The 20,577-nt window shown below is 58.4% G+C and carries 21 protein-coding genes; 14 read left to right on the forward strand and 7 right to left on the reverse strand.

Features of this window, described 5'->3' with window-relative positions:
• Positions 1 to 123 precede the first annotated feature (123 nt).
• Entirely contained in the window at positions 124 to 1,044 is a 921-nt protein-coding gene (locus tag ACJ8QI_RS07590; RefSeq protein WP_442532293.1) for an alpha/beta hydrolase, read from the forward strand.
• 42 nt (positions 1,045 to 1,086) lie between these two features.
• On the opposite strand, the gene ACJ8QI_RS07595 is transcribed toward ACJ8QI_RS07590, so the two are convergent.
• Both ACJ8QI_RS07595 and ACJ8QI_RS07600 read right to left on the reverse strand, forming a co-directional pair.
• Positions 1,087 to 2,256, reverse strand: coding sequence for a cupin domain-containing protein (locus tag ACJ8QI_RS07595; RefSeq protein ID WP_060419024.1), 1,170 nt, complete (start codon positions 2,254 to 2,256; stop codon positions 1,087 to 1,089).
• A gap of 290 nt (positions 2,257 to 2,546) precedes the next feature.
• Complete coding sequence (locus ACJ8QI_RS07600; protein WP_060439994.1) at positions 2,547 to 3,458, reverse strand: LysR family transcriptional regulator; 912 nt, start codon at positions 3,456 to 3,458, stop codon at positions 2,547 to 2,549.
• Positions 3,459 to 3,561: 103 nt separating this feature from the next.
• On the opposite strand from ACJ8QI_RS07600, the gene ACJ8QI_RS07605 reads away from it, so the two are divergent.
• Positions 3,562 to 4,128: a chromate transporter gene (locus tag ACJ8QI_RS07605; protein ID WP_033634481.1), complete on the forward strand. Its 567-nt coding sequence runs from the start codon at positions 3,562 to 3,564 to the stop codon at positions 4,126 to 4,128.
• Positions 4,125 to 4,646 carry a chromate transporter gene (locus tag ACJ8QI_RS07610; RefSeq protein ID WP_060440697.1) on the forward strand — a complete coding sequence of 174 codons (522 nt, stop codon included), beginning with the start codon at positions 4,125 to 4,127 and terminating at the stop codon, positions 4,644 to 4,646. Before ACJ8QI_RS07605 ends, ACJ8QI_RS07610 begins: the two co-directional genes overlap by 4 nt.
• A gap of 4 nt (positions 4,647 to 4,650) precedes the next feature.
• On the opposite strand, the gene ACJ8QI_RS07615 is transcribed toward ACJ8QI_RS07610, so the two are convergent.
• On the reverse strand, positions 4,651 to 5,004 hold the full coding sequence (locus ACJ8QI_RS07615) for an AprI/Inh family metalloprotease inhibitor (RefSeq protein WP_060419020.1): 354 nt from the start codon (positions 5,002 to 5,004) through the stop codon (positions 4,651 to 4,653).
• A gap of 411 nt (positions 5,005 to 5,415) precedes the next feature.
• Here ACJ8QI_RS07615 and ACJ8QI_RS07620 point away from each other — a divergent pair, with 411 nt between their 5' ends.
• A complete protein-coding gene (locus ACJ8QI_RS07620) occupies positions 5,416 to 7,032 on the forward strand; it encodes a serralysin family metalloprotease (protein WP_442532294.1) in 1,617 nt (538 codons plus the stop codon).
• 42 nt (positions 7,033 to 7,074) lie between these two features.
• Here ACJ8QI_RS07620 and ACJ8QI_RS07625 read toward each other — a convergent pair whose 3' ends face one another.
• Positions 7,075 to 7,725, reverse strand: a complete 651-nt coding sequence (locus tag ACJ8QI_RS07625) for a dihydrofolate reductase family protein (RefSeq protein WP_084827834.1) — start codon at positions 7,723 to 7,725, stop codon at positions 7,075 to 7,077.
• A 69-nt stretch (positions 7,726 to 7,794) separates the two neighbouring features.
• Positions 7,795 to 8,796, reverse strand: coding sequence for an alpha/beta fold hydrolase (locus ACJ8QI_RS07630; protein WP_089185948.1), 1,002 nt, complete (start codon positions 8,794 to 8,796; stop codon positions 7,795 to 7,797).
• Positions 8,797 to 9,030: 234 nt separating this feature from the next.
• Here ACJ8QI_RS07630 and ACJ8QI_RS07635 point away from each other — a divergent pair, with 234 nt between their 5' ends.
• From ACJ8QI_RS07635 to ACJ8QI_RS07670, 8 genes are all read left to right on the forward strand, one after another.
• The gene (locus tag ACJ8QI_RS07635) at positions 9,031 to 9,462 is read left to right on the forward strand and encodes a DcrB-related protein (protein WP_180548578.1); all 432 of its coding nucleotides are present in this window, start codon (positions 9,031 to 9,033) and stop codon (positions 9,460 to 9,462) included.
• A gap of 31 nt (positions 9,463 to 9,493) precedes the next feature.
• On the forward strand, positions 9,494 to 13,750 hold the full coding sequence (locus ACJ8QI_RS07640) for an RHS repeat-associated core domain-containing protein (protein WP_442532295.1): 4,257 nt from the start codon (positions 9,494 to 9,496) through the stop codon (positions 13,748 to 13,750).
• Positions 13,743 to 14,072, forward strand: a complete 330-nt coding sequence (locus ACJ8QI_RS07645; RefSeq protein ID WP_236553314.1) for a hypothetical protein — start codon at positions 13,743 to 13,745, stop codon at positions 14,070 to 14,072. The genes ACJ8QI_RS07640 and ACJ8QI_RS07645 overlap by 8 nt, the downstream gene beginning before the upstream one ends.
• Positions 14,073 to 14,271: 199 nt before the next feature.
• A complete protein-coding gene (locus tag ACJ8QI_RS07650; RefSeq protein WP_149572402.1) occupies positions 14,272 to 14,658 on the forward strand; it encodes a hypothetical protein in 387 nt (128 codons plus the stop codon).
• A gap of 141 nt (positions 14,659 to 14,799) precedes the next feature.
• Positions 14,800 to 15,258, forward strand: a complete 459-nt coding sequence (locus tag ACJ8QI_RS07655; protein WP_130018267.1) for a hypothetical protein — start codon at positions 14,800 to 14,802, stop codon at positions 15,256 to 15,258.
• A 12-nt stretch (positions 15,259 to 15,270) separates the two neighbouring features.
• Positions 15,271 to 15,672 carry a hypothetical protein gene (locus ACJ8QI_RS07660; protein WP_387441078.1) on the forward strand — a complete coding sequence of 134 codons (402 nt, stop codon included), beginning with the start codon at positions 15,271 to 15,273 and terminating at the stop codon, positions 15,670 to 15,672.
• A gap of 154 nt (positions 15,673 to 15,826) precedes the next feature.
• Positions 15,827 to 16,582 carry a macro domain-containing protein gene (locus ACJ8QI_RS07665; protein WP_442532296.1) on the forward strand — a complete coding sequence of 252 codons (756 nt, stop codon included), beginning with the start codon at positions 15,827 to 15,829 and terminating at the stop codon, positions 16,580 to 16,582.
• Between the two features lie 11 nt (positions 16,583 to 16,593).
• Positions 16,594 to 17,124 (forward strand): imm11 family protein, encoded by a 531-nt coding sequence (locus tag ACJ8QI_RS07670; protein WP_149572405.1) that lies wholly within the window; start codon positions 16,594 to 16,596, stop codon positions 17,122 to 17,124.
• Between the two features lie 43 nt (positions 17,125 to 17,167).
• Here the strand turns inward: ACJ8QI_RS07670 and ACJ8QI_RS07675 are convergent, their stop codons facing one another.
• The gene (locus tag ACJ8QI_RS07675; protein ID WP_442532297.1) at positions 17,168 to 18,064 is read right to left on the reverse strand and encodes a PhzF family phenazine biosynthesis protein; all 897 of its coding nucleotides are present in this window, start codon (positions 18,062 to 18,064) and stop codon (positions 17,168 to 17,170) included.
• Between the two features lie 54 nt (positions 18,065 to 18,118).
• A complete protein-coding gene (locus ACJ8QI_RS07680) occupies positions 18,119 to 19,036 on the reverse strand; it encodes a DMT family transporter (protein WP_070915567.1) in 918 nt (305 codons plus the stop codon).
• Between the two features lie 181 nt (positions 19,037 to 19,217).
• On the opposite strand from ACJ8QI_RS07680, the gene ACJ8QI_RS07685 reads away from it, so the two are divergent.
• Together ACJ8QI_RS07685 and ACJ8QI_RS07690 are read left to right on the forward strand one after the other, a co-directional pair.
• Positions 19,218 to 20,087: a helix-turn-helix domain-containing protein gene (locus ACJ8QI_RS07685; protein WP_043143838.1), complete on the forward strand. Its 870-nt coding sequence runs from the start codon at positions 19,218 to 19,220 to the stop codon at positions 20,085 to 20,087.
• A 17-nt stretch (positions 20,088 to 20,104) separates the two neighbouring features.
• Entirely contained in the window at positions 20,105 to 20,539 is a 435-nt protein-coding gene (locus ACJ8QI_RS07690) for a glyoxalase/bleomycin resistance/dioxygenase family protein (protein ID WP_060439984.1), read from the forward strand.
• Positions 20,540 to 20,577 lie beyond the last annotated feature (38 nt).

Here is a 20,577-nt window from a genome sequence, read left to right on the forward strand (position 1 = left end):
TTAACACTGTAGTCCATTCCCTGTGCTTCTCAAAGAACAATACGACGTCTAAAGTGAGCGTTATCCCAGCGGAAGCGATGCCGAGCGCGTTTCCCGAGCCAGCAACCCTGTGAGGAACTCATGATGAAAACGGTCAAAATCAAGCTTCAGTATTGGGACATCGCGGCGGATATTCATTTCCCGCCGGATTTCGACGAGCGGAAAAAGTACCCGGCGATCATCAGCGCCCACCCGATCGGCAGCTGCAAAGAGCAGACCTCGGGCAATGTCTATGGCGCGGCGCTGGCGAAAGCCGGCTTTGTGGTCATCGCATTCGACGCCAGCTTCCAGGGCGAGAGCGGTGGCGAACCGCGCTTTATCGAAGATCCCGCTCAGCGCGTGGAAGATTTTCGCGTCGTGACCGATTATCTGGTGACGCTGGACTATGTTGACGACCAGCGTATCGGCGTGCTCGGTATCTGCGGTGGCGGCGGTTACGCCATCAACGCCACGATGACGGAGCGACGCATCAAAGCGGTGGCGACCATCACCGGCGCCAACTATGGCCGGGTGATGCGCGAGGGCGTGTTGGCCAACGGCGATCCTGTGGCTTTCCTGGAGGATATTGCCCGGCAGCGCACCGCAGAGGCGCGCGGCGCGGCGTTGCGCGTGGACGTAGGCCTGTACCCGAGCGTTGAGGCGGCGCAACAAGACGGTGCCGATATCGATCTGCGCGAGGCGACGGAATACTACCGGACGGCGCGCGGCGAGAAGCCGAACGGCGTAAACAAGACGCTGTATTCCCATAACGCGGTGGCCGTGGGTTGGGATGCGTTCCACCTGGCGGAAGTGCTGCTGACCCAGCCGCTGTTGGTGATCGTCGGCAGCAAACCCGGCCTGTTCGGCGCGTTGCGCGACGGCTATGAGATCGTGCGCCGCGCCAAATCGCAGCACAAAGAGCTGATGGTGGTGGAAGGCTGGTCGCATTACGATCTCTACGACAAACCGGAGCCGGTAGCCCAGGCGCTGGAGAAGCTGGTGCCGTTCTTTAACGCCACGCTGTAAGCGCAGGCCGGACGGCGAGGGAGTCTCTCCCTCGCCATGGCGTCAGCGGCTGCGCCGTGACATGACCCGTTTGTCTTTCGGCCGATCCTGCCAGTCCTCAGCCTGATTGTTGAAGTTATCCGCCAGCAGGTAGGCCGGGGTTTTCGCTAGCCAGTCGGACAACGAAATATCCTGATAGATGCCGTTGTCCATCACGATCAGCACTTTCAAATCCTCATCGCCGATGTTCTCGATGTAATGGCCGAAGCCCTGCGGCACGTAACCGACGTCCGAAGGGGCATACTCTTCCGTCTGCGCGTGGCCATGTGAGCTGAACACCGTCATGCGGCCCTTACCGGCAATATAGTATTGCCATTCGTTGGCATTGGGGTGCCAGTGCAATTCCCGGATCGCGCCGGGTTTCACGATCTCGATGATGCCGGTCATGGTGGTGGAAATGGGAAACTCTTTCGATGACACCAAATGCACGCTGCCGGCGTCATTTTCAAAGAACGGCTTTTGCTTCATTAATTCATAGCGGTGGGTCAGCGGGGCGTTATTTAATCCGCCGTCGTTTTTCGGCAATGGCAGGGCGGGCGGAACGGCGCCGCCAACAATATAGGCCTCACCCTGTTTGGCCTTGGAAAATACCGCCGCCGGCATGTCGACGCTTTTTTCCAATACCTCTTTCGGCATATGCGCCACCCAGTCGGTGATGCTGAAGGTGCCGAATTCGGAGAAATGGCCGTTATCGAACGCCAGAATAAAATGTGCGCCGTCCGCCAGCGCCTGAATGGAATGGCCGTAGCCTTTTGGGAAATACCACACGTCGCCGGGCCCGAAATCCGCCACTTCGCATTTGCCCTCGGGATCGAGAATGGTGATGCGCGCATGGCCTTCCAGCATAAACGCCCATTCGGCGGCGATGGCGTGCCAGTGCAGCTCGCGCACGCCGCCCGGCTCCAGCGTCATGTCGACGCCCGCCACGCCTTCGGAGATTGGAAACTGCTCGACGGTGGCCTCGCGCGCCCAGCCGCTGGGCAGGCTGCGTTTCTTGCTGTCGGTGAATTTGTACTTATAGAGATGCTGCGCATTAGCAGGCGGCTGGTAGCTGCTGGGAGGCACGATATTGCGGTGGTCGTCGGCAGCGGCATTTTTAGCGATGCCGCCGATCATGCCGGCGGCGGCCGCGCTGACGGCGGACACTTTCAATATATCACGACGCGATAGCATAGCATTTTCTCCAATATAAAACCGTGCGCCTGCAGAGGCAGGCGACAGGGAAGGCGCGAGCGCCATTGAAATGATTTTTTGTCATCGGCGGGAACAGGCTGTGACCCTTAAATCCTAGCGGCTGGAATTTATTGGGTAGGCGCTTATTTGTTTGCGTTTGTTACTAAGTGAGAACGGGTTTGATTAATTACTCGGAAGTTGAATAGTCATTAATTGGAATTAATTTTAGTCGCCGACCGGTTTAAATAAATAATAAACGAACGGCATTTTTTATTGGCCGTTCGGGCTTTTTATGACTCCCCCACGGTCTCCAGCACCAGCTGACGAAACCGTTCGACGATCGGCGAAGCCGGGCTGCGGCGCAGCGCCAGGTAAAGTGGGGCGCTGAGCTGCGCTTCTTCGGCGAGGGTGCGGTAGACGATGCCGTCGCCGCCCAGCCGCCGCATCGAGCCGGGCACCACTGACAGCCCCAGGCCTGCGCCGACCAGGCTGAGGGTGGCCGGCAGGCGCGGAGCTTCCTGCACGATGCGCGGGCTGAAGCCGGCGCGGTGGCAGGCGGCCAGGATGGCGTCGTACAGCCCCTGGCCGGCCGGGCGACGATAGAGAATAAACGCCTCGTGGGCCAGTTCGGCCAGCGGCAGCGGCTGCTGCGTTTCTTGCGCCAGCCGGTGGCCCAGCGGCAGGGCGACGATCATCGGTTCGCTGAGCACCGGCTCCACGCTCAGGCCGGGAATGCCGCTGGCCGGCGAGCGCACGAAGGCGGCGTCGAGGCGCTGTTCCAGCAACGCCTCCATCAGTTCGCCGCTGCCGGCTTCTTCCAACTGGGTGGTGATGCCCGGCAGGATGTCGCGGTAGCGGCGCAGCAGGTTGGGCACGAACGGATGCAGCGCGGCGGAACTGGTGAAGCCGATGGCGATGTGCCCCTGCTCGCCGCGAGCGGCGCGCTGCACCGCTTCGCGCAGGCGTTCGGCGCGCGCCAGCAGGGCGCGGGCCTCTTCGAACAGCACGCCGCCGGCTTCGGTGACGCGCACGCCGCGCGGCAGGCGCTGCAACAAGGTGACGCCCAGTTCATCTTCCAGCCCCTGCAGCAGGCGGGTCAGCGGCGGCTGCTGGATAAACAGCCGCTCGGCAGCGCGGGTGATGTTGCCTTCTTCCACCACGGTGACGAATGCCCGCAGGCGACGCAGTTCGATCATAGCCATACCTCAAAGGTATCTTTAGTTGTTCCGGAATGCATTAGACATCATGGCACGGCGGCGCGCATGATACCAGACATCAAAACAAGCGATGTGGAATGGCAATGTCATGTCAGATATCAATACGTTAAAACCGCACCCGGCGGCAGCGCCGGGCAACGCGGAGCTGTTTGTGGGCTTTCTGTGGCTGGGGCTGATCGGCTTCGGCGGCGTGCTGCCGCTGGCGCGCAGTATGTTGGTGGAGCGCCGGCGCTGGTTGAGCGGCGAACAGTTCACCGAGCTGCTCGGGCTGTGCCAGTTTCTGCCCGGCGGCAACGTGATCAACCTGTCGGTGGCGGTGGGCATGGAATTTCGCGGGCTGCGCGGCGCGCTGTGCGCCTTGCTGGGCCTCATCAGTGCGCCGACGGCGATCGTGGTGGGGTTGGGCGTGGTCTACGCCCGCTTCCAAAACGATCCGCATGTGCAGCATGTGTTCGCCGGGCTGGCCGCCGCCGCGGCCGGGCTGCTGCTCTCGACCGGGATCAAGATGCTGCTGCCGCTGCGCGGTAAATGGCCGGCGCTGGCGATCGTCGCGCTGGCCTTGATCGCCATCGCCTGGCTGCGCCTGCCGCTGCTGCCGACCATGCTGGTGCTGGCGCCGCTGAGCATTCTGCTGATGTGGCGGTGGCCGTCATGAGCGGGGTTCTGATTGCGTTGGCGCTGATCTTCACCGAGCTCTCTCTGCTGGCGTTTGGTGGCGGGATGACCATTCTGCCGGAGATGCAGCGGCAGGTGGTGGAGGTGCATCAATGGATGAGCGCCCAGGAGTTCAGCGCGCTGTTCGCCATGGCGCAGGCCGCGCCGGGGCCGAACATGATGATCGTGCCGCTGGTCGGCTGGCACGTCGCCGGCTGGGCGGGGCTGCTGGTTTCTTCGGTCGCCAAGTTCGGGCCGTCTTCGATCGTCACGCTGCTGGTGATGGGCGCCTGGCGGCGCTTTAAGGATCGCCCGTGGCGCCGCATCGTGCAGGCCGGATTGGTGCCGTTGACCGTGGGGCTGGTGGCGGCCAGCGGTATCTTGATCGCCGAGGCTTCCGCACCCAGCTGGCGGCTGGCGGCGATCGTGGCGCTGGCGACGGGATTGAGCATGAGCAAGCGCCTCCATCCGCTGTGGGTGCTGGCGGGCGGCGCGCTGCTCGGGTTGCTGTTGGCCTGAGGGATTAGCGCGGGATCAGCACAAAGCGCGAAGGGCCGCCGCGATCGATCAGCTCATAGCGCTTTGGCGCGGTCAGGGCCAGAAACGCCACCATGCTGCCTTCGGCGTCGGTCAGCGTCATGCCGTCCGGCGTCGGCCGCCAGGCGACCGGCAACGTTTGCAGCGCCAGCGGTTGCAGGCACTGGGCGGAGGCGCTGAAGCGGAAGGCGTTGGTGTTGGCCACCGCTTCGTCGCTCAGCTGCACCTCGCAGACGGTTTTACCGTCGCCGATGGCGGCGAGCTGCCAGTCTCCCTTCAGCGCGGCGGGTTCCAGCAACGGCAGTGAACTGCCCAGGGCACTGCTGCACAATACGCTCATAACGACTCCTGTCAGGCTGGCGCGGCGCAAGGCGCGCATAAGGAAATGGGTTGGCATCGGGTCACTCCTTTCGGCTGTCCGTTCACACCTTAGCACGTTCCCTGCGGGATGATGAGGTAAGGATTAGCTTTTTTAATCCTCGATAATTCTGATCTAACCGGCGATAACATGCCCATAAAGACGAGTCATTAGCCCGCCGATACGCTTATCTTTCTCATTAATACTTCGCTAATACAAATCGTTATGATTATTTCCGTCTTAACGCCCGGCGCGATGATGCACGGCGGCGTCGGGTCGCGCCGTCGGGGTTAATTACTATACTGGTCAATCCTAAGCCTTGGCTTAGATTAGAACGACTGATGAATAGTCTTACAAAGCGAGTGGATTCCTACTGTGTAAAAGGAGAATGCAATGAGCAGTCGCCACAACGATATTTTGCAAGATGACGATGAGTTCACCAGCCTGTCCGCCACATCCCCCAACGATCATAACTATCAGTTTTACTATCACCAGCCCGGCAGCCTCTATGATGGGTTAGGGTACGGCGCGCTGTTTACGCTGGACAACGCCAACCTGTACAGCAACCAGCGCGGCGGAGCCGCCATTAACAACTTGGGTAAAATCCGCGATAACTTCAGCTTCGATCGCGCCGCCGATCAGCTGACGCGGCCGGGCCTGACGCACAACGGCGATCAGGTCTATCACCAGCCGGTGGCGCTGACCTATTCCTTCCTGACGCAGAGCGCGCTGAACCGCATCGGCCAAACCGGTGACGGTGACAAGGGGCTGCAACCGCTGACTCAGGCGGCGCAGGCACAGGCGCTGAAATCGATGCAGGCCTGGGCCGACGTGGCGAATGTGACCTTTACCGAGGCGGCGTCCACCGATATCAACCACCGCGCGGACATCACCTTCGCGTACTTCACCCAGCGCGCCGACGGCAGCACCGCCGCCGGCAGCGGCCCGAATGCCATCAACGCGTACGCCTATTACCCGCCGAGCTCCAAGCCGGGCAGCGATAACGCCTTTGCCGGCACGGTGTGGTTCAACAAAAACTTCGCCACCCATCAGGCGCCGGTTAGCGGCGACTTCAGCAGCCAGACCTTCACCCACGAGCTGGGGCATGCCCTGGGGCTGGCGCACCCGGGATCTTATGACGCCTCGTTGGGCAACCCGAGCTACCAGAACGATGCCGCTTACTATCAGGATTCGTTGCAATACTCGATCATGAGCTATTTCAACGCCGGTTATACCGGCGCCGACACCAAAGGGGTGTACGGCTATGGCCCGATGGTGGATGACATCGCCGCGATCCAAAAATTGTACGGCGCTAACATGAGCACCCGCACCGGCGACACGGTGTACGGCTTCAACTCCAACACCGGGCGCGATTTCCTGACCGCCACGGCGGACAACGGCAAACCGGTCAACTTCGCGGTGTGGGACGCCGGCGGCAACGACACGCTGGACTTCTCCGGCTACAGCCAGCAGCAGATGATCAACCTGAACGACGGCGCGTTCTCCAGCGTCGGCGGCGGCACGCAGAACGTCGCCATCGCGCGCGGGGCGATCATCGAGAACGCCATCGGCGGCAGCGGGCGCGATGTGATCATCGGCAACGATCAGGACAACCTGCTGGCGGGCAACGCCGGTTCGGACATCCTGTACGGCGGGATGGGGGCGGATCATCTGTGGGGCGGCAAAGACGCCAACAACTTCACCGACTATTTCGTCTATCTCAATGCCAAAGAGTCCACGGTGGCGGCGTTCGACGTGATTGAAGACTTCGAGCACGGCATCGACAAGATCGATCTCTCCGGCCTGCGCTTCAACAACAGCCTGAGCGAGCTGCGCTTTATCGACAGCGGCAGCGCCTTCAGCGGCCAGAAAGGCGAGATCCAGCTCAACTTCGACGCCTTCAACGGCACCACCGATCTGCTGATGAACACCCACAGCAACAGCTACGCCGCCGACTTCAAGATCCATGTGGTCGGGCAGGTGGAGCAGAGCGATATTCTGTTTGCCTGAGGGTGAGGAAGGAAAAGAGAAAAGGGCCGAACGGCCCTTTTTTTACGCCTGGGCCGCCGCCGCGCTTTCCGCCACGAAGGAGCCGGTCGCCACCGCGCCGGCGCGGCGGTAGTGGGCCACGATCACGCCGCCGGGCGAGACCACCGATTGGGCCAGCGTAAAGGCCGCCGGCGCCGCGTTGTCATCGAACAGCCGCTTGCCGCCGCCGAGCAGCACCGGGTAGGTGAGCAGGCGCAGTTCGTCCACCAGATCGTTGGCCAGCAGCTGCTGCATCAGCGTGCTGCTGCCCTGCACCAGCAGCACCGGCCCCTGGGTGCGCTTCAGCTCGCGCAGCCGGGCGATGATGTCCCGCCCCAGCCACTGGCTGTTCTGCCACGCCAGCGTCTCGCCGTGGTGGGTGGCGACGTACTTGGTGGCCTGATTGAACACGCGGGCGATATCGGCGGAAAACGGATCGGCCTCGTCGGTGATCTGCGGCCAGTAGCCGGCGAAAATGTCGTAGGTGCGCCGCCCCAGCAGCAGATCGAACGGCGCGGAGAAAAGATCGCCCATCGTTTCCGCAATGGCGTCATCCCAGTAGGGGGCTGTCCAGCCGCCGAATTGAAAGCCGCCGCTGCGATCTTCGTCCTGCCCGCCCGGCGCCTGCATCACGCCGTCGAGGCTGACGAAGGCGCTGGCAATAATCTGTCGCATGGCTGTCTCCTGCCGTTGAGTGCCAGCTGAAAGTTTAACCGCCGCGCGGCGGCTACGCCAACCGGCCGCTCAGGGCTGCAGCGCCTTGAGCAGTGCCTGATGGAAACGCTCCGGTTCTTCCATTTGCGGCGCATGGCCCAGCCCGGCGAACTCGATCAGCGTGGCGTGCGGGATCAGCTTCGCCGCCTGTTTGCCCAGCTCCGCGTAGTGGCCGATCCTGGCCTTGACCGCCGGCGGGGCGATATCGCTGCCGATGGCGGTGGTGTCGGCGGTGCCGATCATCAAGGTGGTGGGCGTTTGCAGATCCTTGAACTCGTAATACACCGGCTGGGTGAAGATCATGTCGTAGATCAGCGCCGAGTTCCACGCCACCAGGCGATGGCCCGGCCCGTTGTTCAGCCCGGCCAGCATATCCACCCAGCGATCGTACTCCGGCTTCCAGTTGCCACCGTAGTAGGTGCGCTGCTCATAGTTGCGGATGCCCTCGGCGGTGGTGTTCAGCTCGCGCTCGAACCATTGATCGACGCTGCGCCACGGCACGCCTTTGGCCTTCCAGTCCTCGAGGCCGATCGGGTTGACCATGACCAATTGCTCGACTGCCTGCGGATACATCAGGCTGTAGCGCGTGGCCAGCATGCCGCCGGTGGAGTGGCCGATGACGATGGCCCGGCTGATTTTCAGGTTCTGCAGCAGGCCGTGGGTATTTTGCGCCAGCTGTTGGAAGCTGTACTGGTAATGCGCCGGTTTTGTGGAGGAGCAAAAGCCGATTTGATCCGGCGCGATCACGCGGTAGCCGGCCTTGCTCAGCGCCTTGATGGTGTCCTGCCAGGTGGCGGCGCAGAAGTTTTTACCGTGCAGCAACAGCGCGGTGCGGCCGTTGGCGGCGCCTTCCGGCGGCACGTCCATATAGCCCATTTTTAACGGCTGCCCCTGCGAGGTGAAGCTGAACTGCTGCAACGGATAAGGGTAGTGAAAACCCTGCAGCTCCGGGCCGAACTTCGGCGTTTCGGCGGCGGCGGGGAACGCGGCCAGCGTGGCGCACAGCAGCGCGCTACGGGTGAATCTCAGCATCCTAATCTCCTGAAAAACGGACGATAGCCGAGTATAGCCATAATCAGGGCGTCGGCGCGCCGATGGTTTCAGATAATTCTGTAATGTTACGGCCCGATTCCGGGCAAGGTTCCGGCCACGGCCTTGCACACAGTGAACGCGGTCACGCCGCGCAACATTGGCGGTGCCTGATGGTTTTATTTCAAGGCTAAGTTATGCGATGCTTAAGCATTATTTATGCAAAAGGATCCTCGCATGTCCGCTTTATCCCGCTGCGCTTTCAGCGAAGGCAGCGTCGCTTTGCCGGAAGGCTATGCCGATCGCACCGTCAACGTGCTGTTGGCCGGCGATGATGTTTCCCCCTCAATCAATATTTCCCGCGATGCGCTGCAGCCGGCGGAAAACCTCGAAGGCTACGTCACCCGCCAGCTCGATGCGCTGGCGCAGGGGCTGAAAGGCTGGGCGTTCAAAAGCCGCGAGCCGGCGACGCTGGGCGATGGATTAACCGCCGGTGAATGGGTGCACGCCAGCTACCTGCGCGACGGCAAGCGCATCTGGCAAAACCAGGCGGTGTTCGCGCTGGCGGAGGGCCGGGTGCTGGTGTTCACCCTGGCGATGGCGCGCAAGCTGACGCCGCAAGACGACGCCCTGCTGCAGCAGGTGCTGAGCAGCTACCGGGCGGCATAACGATGAACCCTTCACGTAAAAGGACCTTACGATGACCGAAGCGGCCCGCGTCGGCGATACCATCGGGCATTCCCATGCCCTGGCCGGCATGATTGCCGGCACCCTTGTCGGCGGCCTGATCGCCGCCGCAGGCGCGGTGGCGGCGGGTGCGCTGTTCGTCGCCGGCCTGGCGGCTTCCTGTATTGGCGTTGGCGTGTTGCTCATCGGCGCCAGCCTGGCGGTGGGGTATCTCACCGGGGAGGCGGCCACCGCGGCGCGCGACGGCATTGCCGACGCCGGTGCCGGTAGCCTGACCCCCAAAGGCAATATCGTCACCGGCTCCCCCAACGTCTTCATCAACGGCAAACCCGCCGCGCTTGCCACCAACAGCCAGGTGGCCTGCAGCGACGACGGCCCGAGCATGCAGATGGCGCAGGGCTCTGACAAGGTCAGCATCAACGGCCAGCCCGCCTCGCGCGTGGGGGACAAAACCAACTGCGACGCGCAGGTGATGGAAGGCTCGCCCAACGTGTTTATTGGGGGCGGCACCGTCACTACCTTGCCGATCAAGCCCGAAGTGCCGGATTGGTTGTACAAGGTCTCTGATCTGACGCTGCTGTTCGCCGGCCTGGTGGGTGGCGTGGGCGGCGCCGCCGGCAAGCTGGGGGCGCTCGGCAAACTGTTGGGCAAGCTGCCCGGCATCAACAAGCTGGCGCGCATCGCCTGCCGCGCCGGCACCCTGATGACCGCCACCGCGGCCGTCGGCATTATCGCCCGGCCGGTGGATATCGTCAGCGGCCAGAAATTCCTCGACGGCGAAGACGATCTCGATTTCGTGCTGCCTTCGCGCCTGCCGGTCGCCTGGCAGCGCTATTGGCGCAGCGGCAACCCCGGCGACGGCGTACTGGGCCGCGGCTGGAACCTGTTCTGGGAGAGCAGCCTGCAGCCGTATCAGGACGGCCTGGTGTGGCGCGCCCCTTCCGGCGACTTCGTCGCTTTCCCGCAGGTGCCGCGCGGCCACAAAACCTACTGCGAAGCCGAAAAATGCTGGCTGATGCACAACGACGACGGCAGCTGGCAGCTGTTTGACGTCGGCGAACAGATTTTCCACTACCCGCCGCTGGCGGGCGACCAGCCGAGCCGGCTCAGCATGATCACCGACGCCATCGGCAACGCCACCTCGCTGTTTTACGACGACGAGGGGTTGCTGAGCGAACTGGTGGACAGCGCCGGGCAGCGCCTGATGTGCCGCTATGCGCAGGGCCGCCTGCGCGAAGTGGCGCTGCAAACCGCCGAAGGCGAACGGACGCTGGCGCGCTACGGCTACGATGAGCAGGGCCAACTGACGACGGTGAGCAACCGCGCCGGTGAGGTAACGCGCCGTTTTGGCTGGCGCGACGGCCTGATGATCAGCCACCAGGACGCCGCCGGGTTGCTGAACGAATACCAATGGCAAGAGATCGACGGCGTGCCGCGCGTGACGGCCTACCGCAACAGCGCCGGGGAATCCCTTGAGTTCGGCTATGACTTCGCCGGCGGGCGCCGCAGCGCGGTGCGCGGCGACGGCAAGCGGGCGGAGTGGCGGCTGGATGACGACGACAACGTGGCGCAGTACACCGATTTCGACCAGCGCCGCTACGGTTTTATCTACCAACGCGGCGAGCTGTGCAGCGTGCTGCTGCCCGGCGGCGCGCAGCGCCAGAGCGAATGGGATCCTTACGGCCGCCTGCTGTCGGAGACCGATCCGCTCGGCCGCGTGACGCGCTATCAATATTCGCGCAACAGCGGCCGGCTGTTCGCCGTCGCGTACCCGGACGGCAGCAGCGAGGCGCAGCATTGGGACTCGCTGGGGCGCCCGACGCGCTATGTCGATGCCCTGGGAAATGCCACGCTGTACCGCTACCCGGATGACGAAGAGAGCCTGCCGGCCGGCGTGATCGACGCGCTGGGCGGGGAAGTGAAGCTGGAGTGGGACGCCCGCGGCCAGCTGACGCGCTACACCGACTGTTCCGGCAGCGTGACGGCTTATACCTACGATGCGCTGGGGCAACTGACGGCACAGACCGATGCCGAAGGCCATCAGACCCATTACCGGTGGGATAACGGCGGCCGCCTGCACACCCTGATCCACCCGGACGGCGGCGAAGAGCGCTTTAACTGGAATGCGCACGGCCAGCTGGCAGAACATCAGGACGCGCTGGGCAGCCTGACCCGCTGGCAGTACAACGCCCTGGGGCTGCCGGTCAGCATCACCGACCGCATTAACCGCACCCGGCGCTATCACTATAGCCCGCAGGGCTGGCTGACGCGGCTGGAGAACGGCAACGGCGGCGACTACCGCTTCAGCTACGATGCGGTGGGCCGCGTGCTGGCCGAGGAGCGCCCGGACGACACTCGCCACTATTATCGCTACGGCGCGGCCGGGCTGCTGGAGGAGCACCGCGAGGTCGGCCTGCCGGGCAGCGCAGGCGAGCTGACGCAGCGCGAACAGCGCTTCCGCTTCGACGAGGCCGGGCAGCTGGTCTGGCGCGGCAACGCCAGCGCGGAATGGCATTACCGTTTCGACGCCATGGGGCGGCTGCGCGAGTTGAACCGCCTGCCGACGGCGAGCGGCGCGGCGCTGGGCATCGAGCCGGACAGCGTGCAGATGCGCTATGACGCCGCCGGGCGGCTGCTCGGTGAGCAGGGCGTGAATGGCGAGCTGCAATACCAGTGGGATGCGCTGGCCAACCTGCAGGCGCTGACGCTGCCGCAGGGCGATCGCCTGCAGTGGCTGTATTACGGCTCCGGCCACGCCAGCGCCATCAAATTCAACCAGCAGGTGGTGAGCGAATTCACCCGCGATCGCCTGCACCGGGAAACCGGCCGCAGCCAGGGCGCGCTGCAGCAGCAGCGGCGTTACGACGCCATGGGGCGCCGCAGCTGGCAAAGCAGCGCCTTCGGCCACGACAAACTGACCCGGCCGGAAGACGGCGTGCTGTGGCGCGCTTATCGCTATACCGGCCGCGGCGAGCTGGCCGGAGTGAGCGACGCGCTGCGCGGCGAAGTGCACTACGGTTACGACGCCGAAGGCCGCCTGCTGCAACACCGCGAGCCCAATCAGGGCAAACCGGGCGCGCGGCTGGTGTACGATCTGGCGGATAACCTGCTGGGCGAACGCAGCCCGCAGAGCGACATCGACGCGCACCTGCCGCTGGCGCCGATCGCCGATAACCGGCTGACGCACTGGCAAAAACTGTTTTACCGTTACGACGCCTGGGGCAACCTGATCAGCCGGCGCAACGGCCTGTACGAACAGCACTACCGCTACGACGCCGACAACCGACTGGTGCAGGCGCACGGCCGCGGCCCGCAGGGCGAGTTCGAGGCGCAGTACCATTACGACGCGCTGGGCCGCCGCAGCCGCAAGGCGGTGCGCTACAAGGGCAAAACCGAACAGACGACCCGTTTCCTGTGGCAGGGCTACCGGTTGCTGCAGGAGCAGCGCGACGACGGCAGCCGCCGCAGCTGGAGCTATGATCCGGCCAGTCCGTGGAGCCCGCTGGCGGCGCTGGAGCAGGCGGGCGACAGCCGCTCGGCAGATATTTACTGGTATCACACCGATCTGAACAGCGCGCCGCTGGAGGTGACCGACGCGGCGGGCAACCTGTGCTGGTCCGGGCAATACGACACCTTCGGCAAGCTGCAGGGCCAGACGGTGGCCGGCGCGGCGAAGCGGCAGGGTGCGCAATACCAGCAGCCGCTGCGCTACGCCGGGCAATATCAGGACGACGAAAGCGGCCTGCACTACAACCTGTTCCGCTACTACGAACCCGAGGTGGGGCGTTTCACCACGCAGGATCCGATAGGGTTGCGCGGCGGGTTAAACCTTTATCAGTATGCGCCGAACCCGCTGATATGGGTGGATCCGCTGGGGTTGAGTGGTGATAGTGTCTTTATACATTATACGGATAAAAGCGGTTTTGAGAGTATAATGAAAACAGGAGTTCTCGAGGCTAACGCCAAGGGGAAGGTTTATATAACAGATATACTTATGTCACCTAACGATGTCATGCGGGACATTCTTATTAATGATCCTAAGCATGTAGGAAGAGGTGATTATGCCATTATCTTTAAAGCAGATCCTGTGCAAATGAGTAACATAAAACAGTCATCCGCCCTTGAATACATTCATAATGGAAGGCTGAAATTAAAAGACGTCCTTTACTCTGGGGGAAATCCTTATTCCATAGTATCTAAAATGAATTATGAAACGAGAAGTAAGTTAACCTTTAATCAGATTAAGGCAAGGGGGAGTTGTGGTGGATGAAAATAAAAAGAAAATGATTATTACTCAGGCTGAAATTAGTGCACTGAAGAAACTTATAATGTATGTTAAGTTTTCTTGTGATGATGTTGAGTCATTAGAGTATGCTGGCAGTTATGCAATCAATAGTTTCTTTGATAAGTTGATTGATATTGATTATCTTGGAGAGTTTGAGCGAAAGTTTTATGACATACAAAACCCGGATAATGAGATTGCAGTAATGAAAAAAATTAATAAATATCAACATGATTCTTTAAGTAAAATGAGTGACGAGACTATGAGGGAAGTCTTTAAACAATGTCTTCATCCATTTAAACCAAGATAAGTGTCTTAATAGGAGGGTAATACTCTCTCTTACTAACCACATAGTTCGAAGAGTTTATAAGCCTCCTGTGGCAGCACCGTCGGTTGTCGCAGGAGTGATGTGACAACGGCGACTGTTCGGCGGATATTTTCTGGTGTTACATTGATCGGATTAGTGCGTTATTGGAAGTAAGTGACACGGTGTATAATCTAGGTGGGTAATGATTAATATGTTTGAAAATAATAGATTAATTGATAAGCTGGTATTTTTGAATGAATCTAATAAAAATGAAAGTGTCATTATGAATTTTTATTCTTGGGTCCATATTATTTATGGAGTGATTGTTTTTTATGGAAGAAAAAGTGAAGAGGAAGCAAGTTACATAATTAACAATACACCTATGTTTACAACACCACCCAAGAGTTTTATGGAGGCCTGTATGTTAGGCCATGAGGATGAATATTATTGGGGTATGGTAATGTCACATGGTGATAGATATTTTGAGAAGGGTTTTCCTCGTACAGCACCGGATGATTATTTTGAATGGGAGAATAGCTATATAAAAGATCACAATCTTGAGAGAAACACTCTAGTTTTTAATGATTAAAACAAGTGATGTTGTTAGAGTCTGCAATTCTCAGTCGATTCAGAATGTCTAGAATGAAAAGTATCTAAAAGAGCAGGTTTGATAATTTTGAAATATCCATCCGTACACATTGATAAATAATTTAATATTACGGTGTCTAATATGATTGATTTTAAGGCTAGGATTGTGTCGGGTGTTTCCATGGGAAATGTCGCTATAAATGGAAATATTTCATTATATATTAATGAAATGCACTCCAGATTTAGCGTTAAGATTAAAAGCTACTTCCTACCTGACGGGAGTGAGCGAAAGTCATATACAGTCGACAATACCTTGACCGTCGTAACTGATAAAAACGGTGTCATTTTGTCACTTGGATGTAATGCTCATTATCAAGGAAGCTACAATGGAATCATATTCCCAGGAATGAAAATAATAGATATAATCAAGCTGACGACATCACAGAAAATATACAATGGTTCAATCATTATTAATGATGACTTTGGTGTTTCGTTTATCCTCCCACCTCCATATGATGAGATCGCCGATGCGATAAACTATATTCCTGCTGGGGTGATAATAAACGAAATTTTCATATCTGATTTTTCATTCTGGCGTTAGCTTATGGAGTATATGAGTAAGTTTAGTGGGCATGTAATTAAATTTGGGGTGAGTGATACAGTTGTCACTGGCTACATAGCTTCGGATACGCCGCCGGTTTTTCACCCGATGTATGACAGGATTTACTTTATATCAGGTGAGGCTATTTTTGAGGTTTACATCGGTAATGATGGGATTGTTAATTCACGTTTAGTTGAAAACATCGTTCCATGGTTTGAGGTGGATGAGGATGATAAGTTTTCCATGATGTCAATTTATTCCCAGTCATTTAAAACTGAGCAGGAGGTTAGCATAGTTGGAGTAAATTATAGTGACGATCCGTTCTCAGGGGTTTTCTTAAAATATAAGGCAGGTGACGATGAGCGGCTATTGTCTTTAGAATCAAATAATTTTTTCGGTTTTCTTATTTCATAGTTAAAAGGATTTCGAGATTATTGAATGCTAGTAGTTAATTGAAGCTTTGAGTTTTTTGATAGTGGCATTGAAAATTAGAGGGTTATTGTAAGTAACATGGTGATTGACTGTTATAAATAACTTATTCCATCTGTCGTAGGAGGAGGAAAGAACTGTGGAGTCCGATAAGAATTATTATAAAGGCACATGTGAACTCATTTCTGGCGAAGGGAGGATCTATACCGAGTTTAATGGCGATGTTGCAACAAGACAAATAACTATAATAAATGATTTGTATTATTCATCCTCATCTTTGGAAGATTGGCACGAAGATATAGGTTTTTTACTTTATGATGGTAAGAAAAGTGAGCTTGACCTTTCTGAGTCAAAGTTGATAACTAGTCTTGAATTTGAAAGCGAATGGAATAAGACAATCACCTCTGATGTTTTGAATGATTATGTCAGTTTTAGCTATGGTGATGCATCTATTCCTTTGTCAAAATCTAAAATGATCATTCATATTATGAATAACAAGGGTAAGTGGGGAAAAGGCTTTGTTGTTCCTCTATCAAAACGCTATCCAGCAGTAAAGGAAGAATATTTAAAGTGGTTCTCTGAAAAAAAGGATTTTTTTCTTGGGAATGTACAGTTCATCTGTGTGAACGAAAATGAGCGGGTATATATTGCAAATGTGTTGGCTCAGGATGGACTAAAGAAAAGTAAAGATGATAATGCTCAGTATGTTTCATATGAAGCACTTAAAGAATGTCTAAGTCTGGTTTCTGATTGTGCATTAAAAGAAAGGCTTAGTATACAATTGCCTATGATTGGTGCAGGATTGGGAGGTGGTGATTGGGATGCTATTTTTTCCCTAATCAAAGAGCGCTTAGCAAGAAAGAAAATAAAATGCAACATCGTTAAATTAGGTTGAATGAGAGTGACATGAACTTCTATACTTTCAGTAGCTTTACATTTGGCGATAACTTGATTTGTTTTCCCGATCCGAAATCAAGATTGTCCAGCTTTTTTATTTGGAATGAAGGTGATGGTAATTTCCTATCCTACTCACTGCCAAAAGGGAAAATGCCAAGCGTTTTGAGTAGCGATATTTTTAATTTGCATGACTATTTTCCTGCCAGTCTCGGAATTCAAATTTTTTCAAAAAGAGCTAAGGCTGTATTTGAACGTAAGGTTTCTTCTGAAATGTCATTCTATGAGTGCGCGGTAGAAAACGTAACTGAAACGATGTTTCTGTGTAAAGTGAATAATTATTTTTCAATTATTGATGAGGAAGCCTCGACGTTCAGAGAACTTGAGGATGGAAGCAAGCTCATTGATGTGCCTGCTTACAAGTGTGACAGGGAGTTCTTTATTGCTAGGGATAGCATCTATTGTGAAAGAATAATTGTCTCTCAGCAGTTTGTTGACCTATGTAATGAAGAACAGCTAAACATAGGCTTTGAGCGTTGCTAATTGACGTTCCCAAAAGATGCTCACTATCTTCTTACCCCCAAAACTAAATACCCAATGTGCCATTAATCAGGGTGCGACAGTGCCCGCCGATCCAGGGTTCGCCGTCAATAAAGCGCACGCTCACGCGGCCATCTCGATTCAGTTGGGTGCCCTGGCGCACCAGGTAGCCCTGTGCGGTCTGGCCGCCGTCGGGAAAGCGGTTGGCCTTCAATAAGCGCGCCAGGCAGGCGTTGGCGCTGCCGGTTACCGGATCTTCAATCAAAACACCGCATTCCACCATAAACGCGCGCATTTCGTAATCGGCCGGTTCGGCCGTGGTGCAGGCGCCATAGATCACCACGCCATCCGCATCGCAAGCCGTTTGCAGCTGTTTAATCGTGGCCTGATCCGGCGTCACCGCCAGGCAGGATGGTGCGTCCGGCAGGCGCACCATCAGCCAGCGAATGCCCATCTCGGCAATCACCGGCAGGGGGCCTCCTTCAATCACCGCGGGCCGTAAAGCGGCCATCAGCCGTTCTGTTTCCTCAGCCGCCATTGGGCGAAACTCAACTTCGGGTGCGGTGAACGCCAATATGCCTTCCGGCTGGATATTGACCGCCACCAGGCCGACGCCGCATTCCTGCATCACCGTTCCAGGCCGTTTGGGCGTCAATCCGGCTTCCAGCAGGGCGTGGGCGGTGCCCAGCGTTGGGTGGCCGGCGAAGGGCAGCTCTTTTTCGGTGGTGAAAATGCGCACCTTATAATCCGCCGCCGGGTGCGTCGGTTTAAGTACAAAGGTGGTTTCCGAAAGGTTGGTCCAACGGGCCAATGCCAGCATCTGCGCGCTGCTCAGCCCCTCGGCCTCCAGTACCACCGCCACGGGGTTGCCCTGCAGCGGCGTACGGGTAAACACGTCCACCTGTTTGTAGGCGCGGGGTGTCACATCATCACTTCTGAGCATTTGCCATCATCCGTTATCAACAAAACCTGATGATAACGATATTCGCCAATGGCTTCAAAGGGTTGAGTTTTGTTTTGAGATACCCGTCCGTCGCCATTTCAGCCCCGGCTTGGCGAACATCACCAGGTTGCCCAGCAGGATCAGGCACAGGCCCAGCACGGCGTTGAAGTGCCACTGATAGCCTTCGTAGATCGTTGAGATGGTCAGCGCCACCAGCGGGAACAGCAGGGTGCTGTAGGCCGCCGCGCCGGCGCCGATGCGGCCGAGCAGGCTGAAGTAAGCGGCGAAGGCGATCACCGATCCGAAAATTGCCAGGTACAGCAGGGAGCCGATATAGCGGCTGCTGTATTCCATCTGGAACGAGGCGCCCTGCGCCAAGGCGATCAGCGCCATCAACAGCGCGCCGTAGGTCATGGCGTAGGTGTTGGTGGAAAAGATATCCAGCCCGCGACGCTGATGGCGCGTGCTGATCATGTTGCCCAGCGAGAAGCCGTAGGTGCCGAGCGCGCTCAGGCCGATGCCTTTGAGCAGCTCCGGCGCCATGCGGGTGGCGGCCAGATCTTGCCAAAACAGCGCCACGATGCCGGTCAACCCCAGCAGCGCTGCCGGCAGCAGGTTGGGGCTGGGGCGCTGGCGGAAAAACAGCAGGCTGTTGAGGGCGTTGAACAGTACCGCCATCGAGAAAATCACCGATTCCAGCCCGCTGCTGATGTAGGCCGCCGCGTGGTAGAAGCAGAAGAAGTTGAAGCCGAACACGCAGCAGCCCTGCAGCACGCAGAACAGATGATCGCGCGGAGCGAGGCGGCGCAGGCGGCGCGTTAGCAGCAGCACGGCGAACATCACCGCGGCGGAAATGGCGAAGCGGTAAGCGATCGAGACGGGAATGGCCACCGGCCCTTCCTGTTGCAGGGTGATCGCAATCCAGGTGGTGCCCCAAATCAGCACCACGGCGAGGTACAACAGCGCATTCATTCTATTTGTTACTCCGAAAAAACCGATGGCGCAGTATCCGCTTTGGCGCGCGGCGGCGCTTGCAGCGCTTTGCGCTCAGTTGCATATTCTTGCGCTTTTTTTGCCAAAAGCGCGGGGCGGCGGCTGGTATGCGGCGGCGCCACTCTTTACACTGTCGGCATGTCGAACAACGGGGCCGGCGATGTCCAACTATCAGGCGTTTGAAACACTGCGTGAGCACAAGGCGCGGCTGCACGGCAGCGTGCTGCTGGGCACCGGCGTGGAGCTGGCCGCCTGGTCCAACTGCAACGATCGCGTCACGCAGGAAAGCGCCGACCACCATACTCTGAGCCTGTACGTCGCCGACGGCTATGAGTGCTATCAGCAGGTGCCGGGCGGCTGGCGCAACGGCGGCGGGCCGGATCGGTTCTGCATCATGCCGCGCCAATACGCCTCCACTTGGGACGTGCGCAGCGATCTGTCGTTCGTGCACCTGTATTGCACCGACGGGCATCTGCGGCAGCTGGCGGAGCAGACCTGGGATCGCAGCCCGGCGGCGATCAACGTAGAGCCGCGCAGCTTCGGCGAAGATCCGCAGATCACGCTGCTGTATCGCCAGTTTTTGCTCAACTGCGATTGGCAGGACAGCGCCAATCTGCTGGCGCTCAGCAGCGCGTCGAACCTGCTGATGTCACACCTGATCCAACGTTACAGCCAGCTGCAGTGGAAGCTGCCGCCGGTGCGCGGCGGCCTGGCGCCTGCGGTAGCCAGGCGGGTGCGGGAATATATCGCAAGCCACCTCGATCGGCCTTTGCTGTTGGCGGATCTGGCGGCGCAGGCCGGGTTGAGCGAATACCATTTCGCCCGCATGTTCAAGCACGCCACCGGCCTGGCGCCGCACCAGTTCGTGATGCGCGCCCGGCTGCAGCGGGCGGAACAGCTGTTGCGGCATAGCCAACAGCCGATCACCGAGATCGCGCTGGCGTGCGGCTTCAGTTCCGCCAGCCATTTCAGCAACCGCTTCAAGGCGGCCTATGGATTTGCTCCGCTGCAGGTGCGGCTGGGGCGCTAACCGAAAGGGAGTGCAGCATGGATCAACAGTTTGCCGGGCTGGGCGTGTTGTTTGTCGCCGGATTCGGGCCCATCACGCGTGAGAGCGACGAGAGCAAGGCGTTTTATGTCGAGGCACTGGGGTTGCCGCTCAAGCCGATGCCGGGCAACGAAACCTATCTGCTGTCGGAGCAAGGCGCGCTGGACGGGGTGAAGCATTTTGCCCTGTGGCCGCTGGCGCAGGCGGCGCAGTCCTGTTTTGGCGGCGATCGCTGGCCGGCGGATCTCGCGGTGCCGCAGGCATGGATCGAGTTTGACGTGGCCGACATGGCGGCCGCCACCCAGGGGCTGGTCGATCGCGGTTATCGGCTGTTGGTCGCCAATCGCCAAGAGCCGTGGGGGCAGAGCGTTACCCGTTTGCTTAGCCCGGAAGGCTTGCTGGTCGGCGTCACTTATACGCCCTGGCTGCGGTAAACGCCACGCCGTTCGCCGCCGCCTGCCGGCGGTGGGCG

This window comes from Serratia sp. CY84636 (assembly GCF_052166245.1).
GTDB lineage: Bacteria > Pseudomonadota > Gammaproteobacteria > Enterobacterales > Enterobacteriaceae > Serratia > Serratia nevei.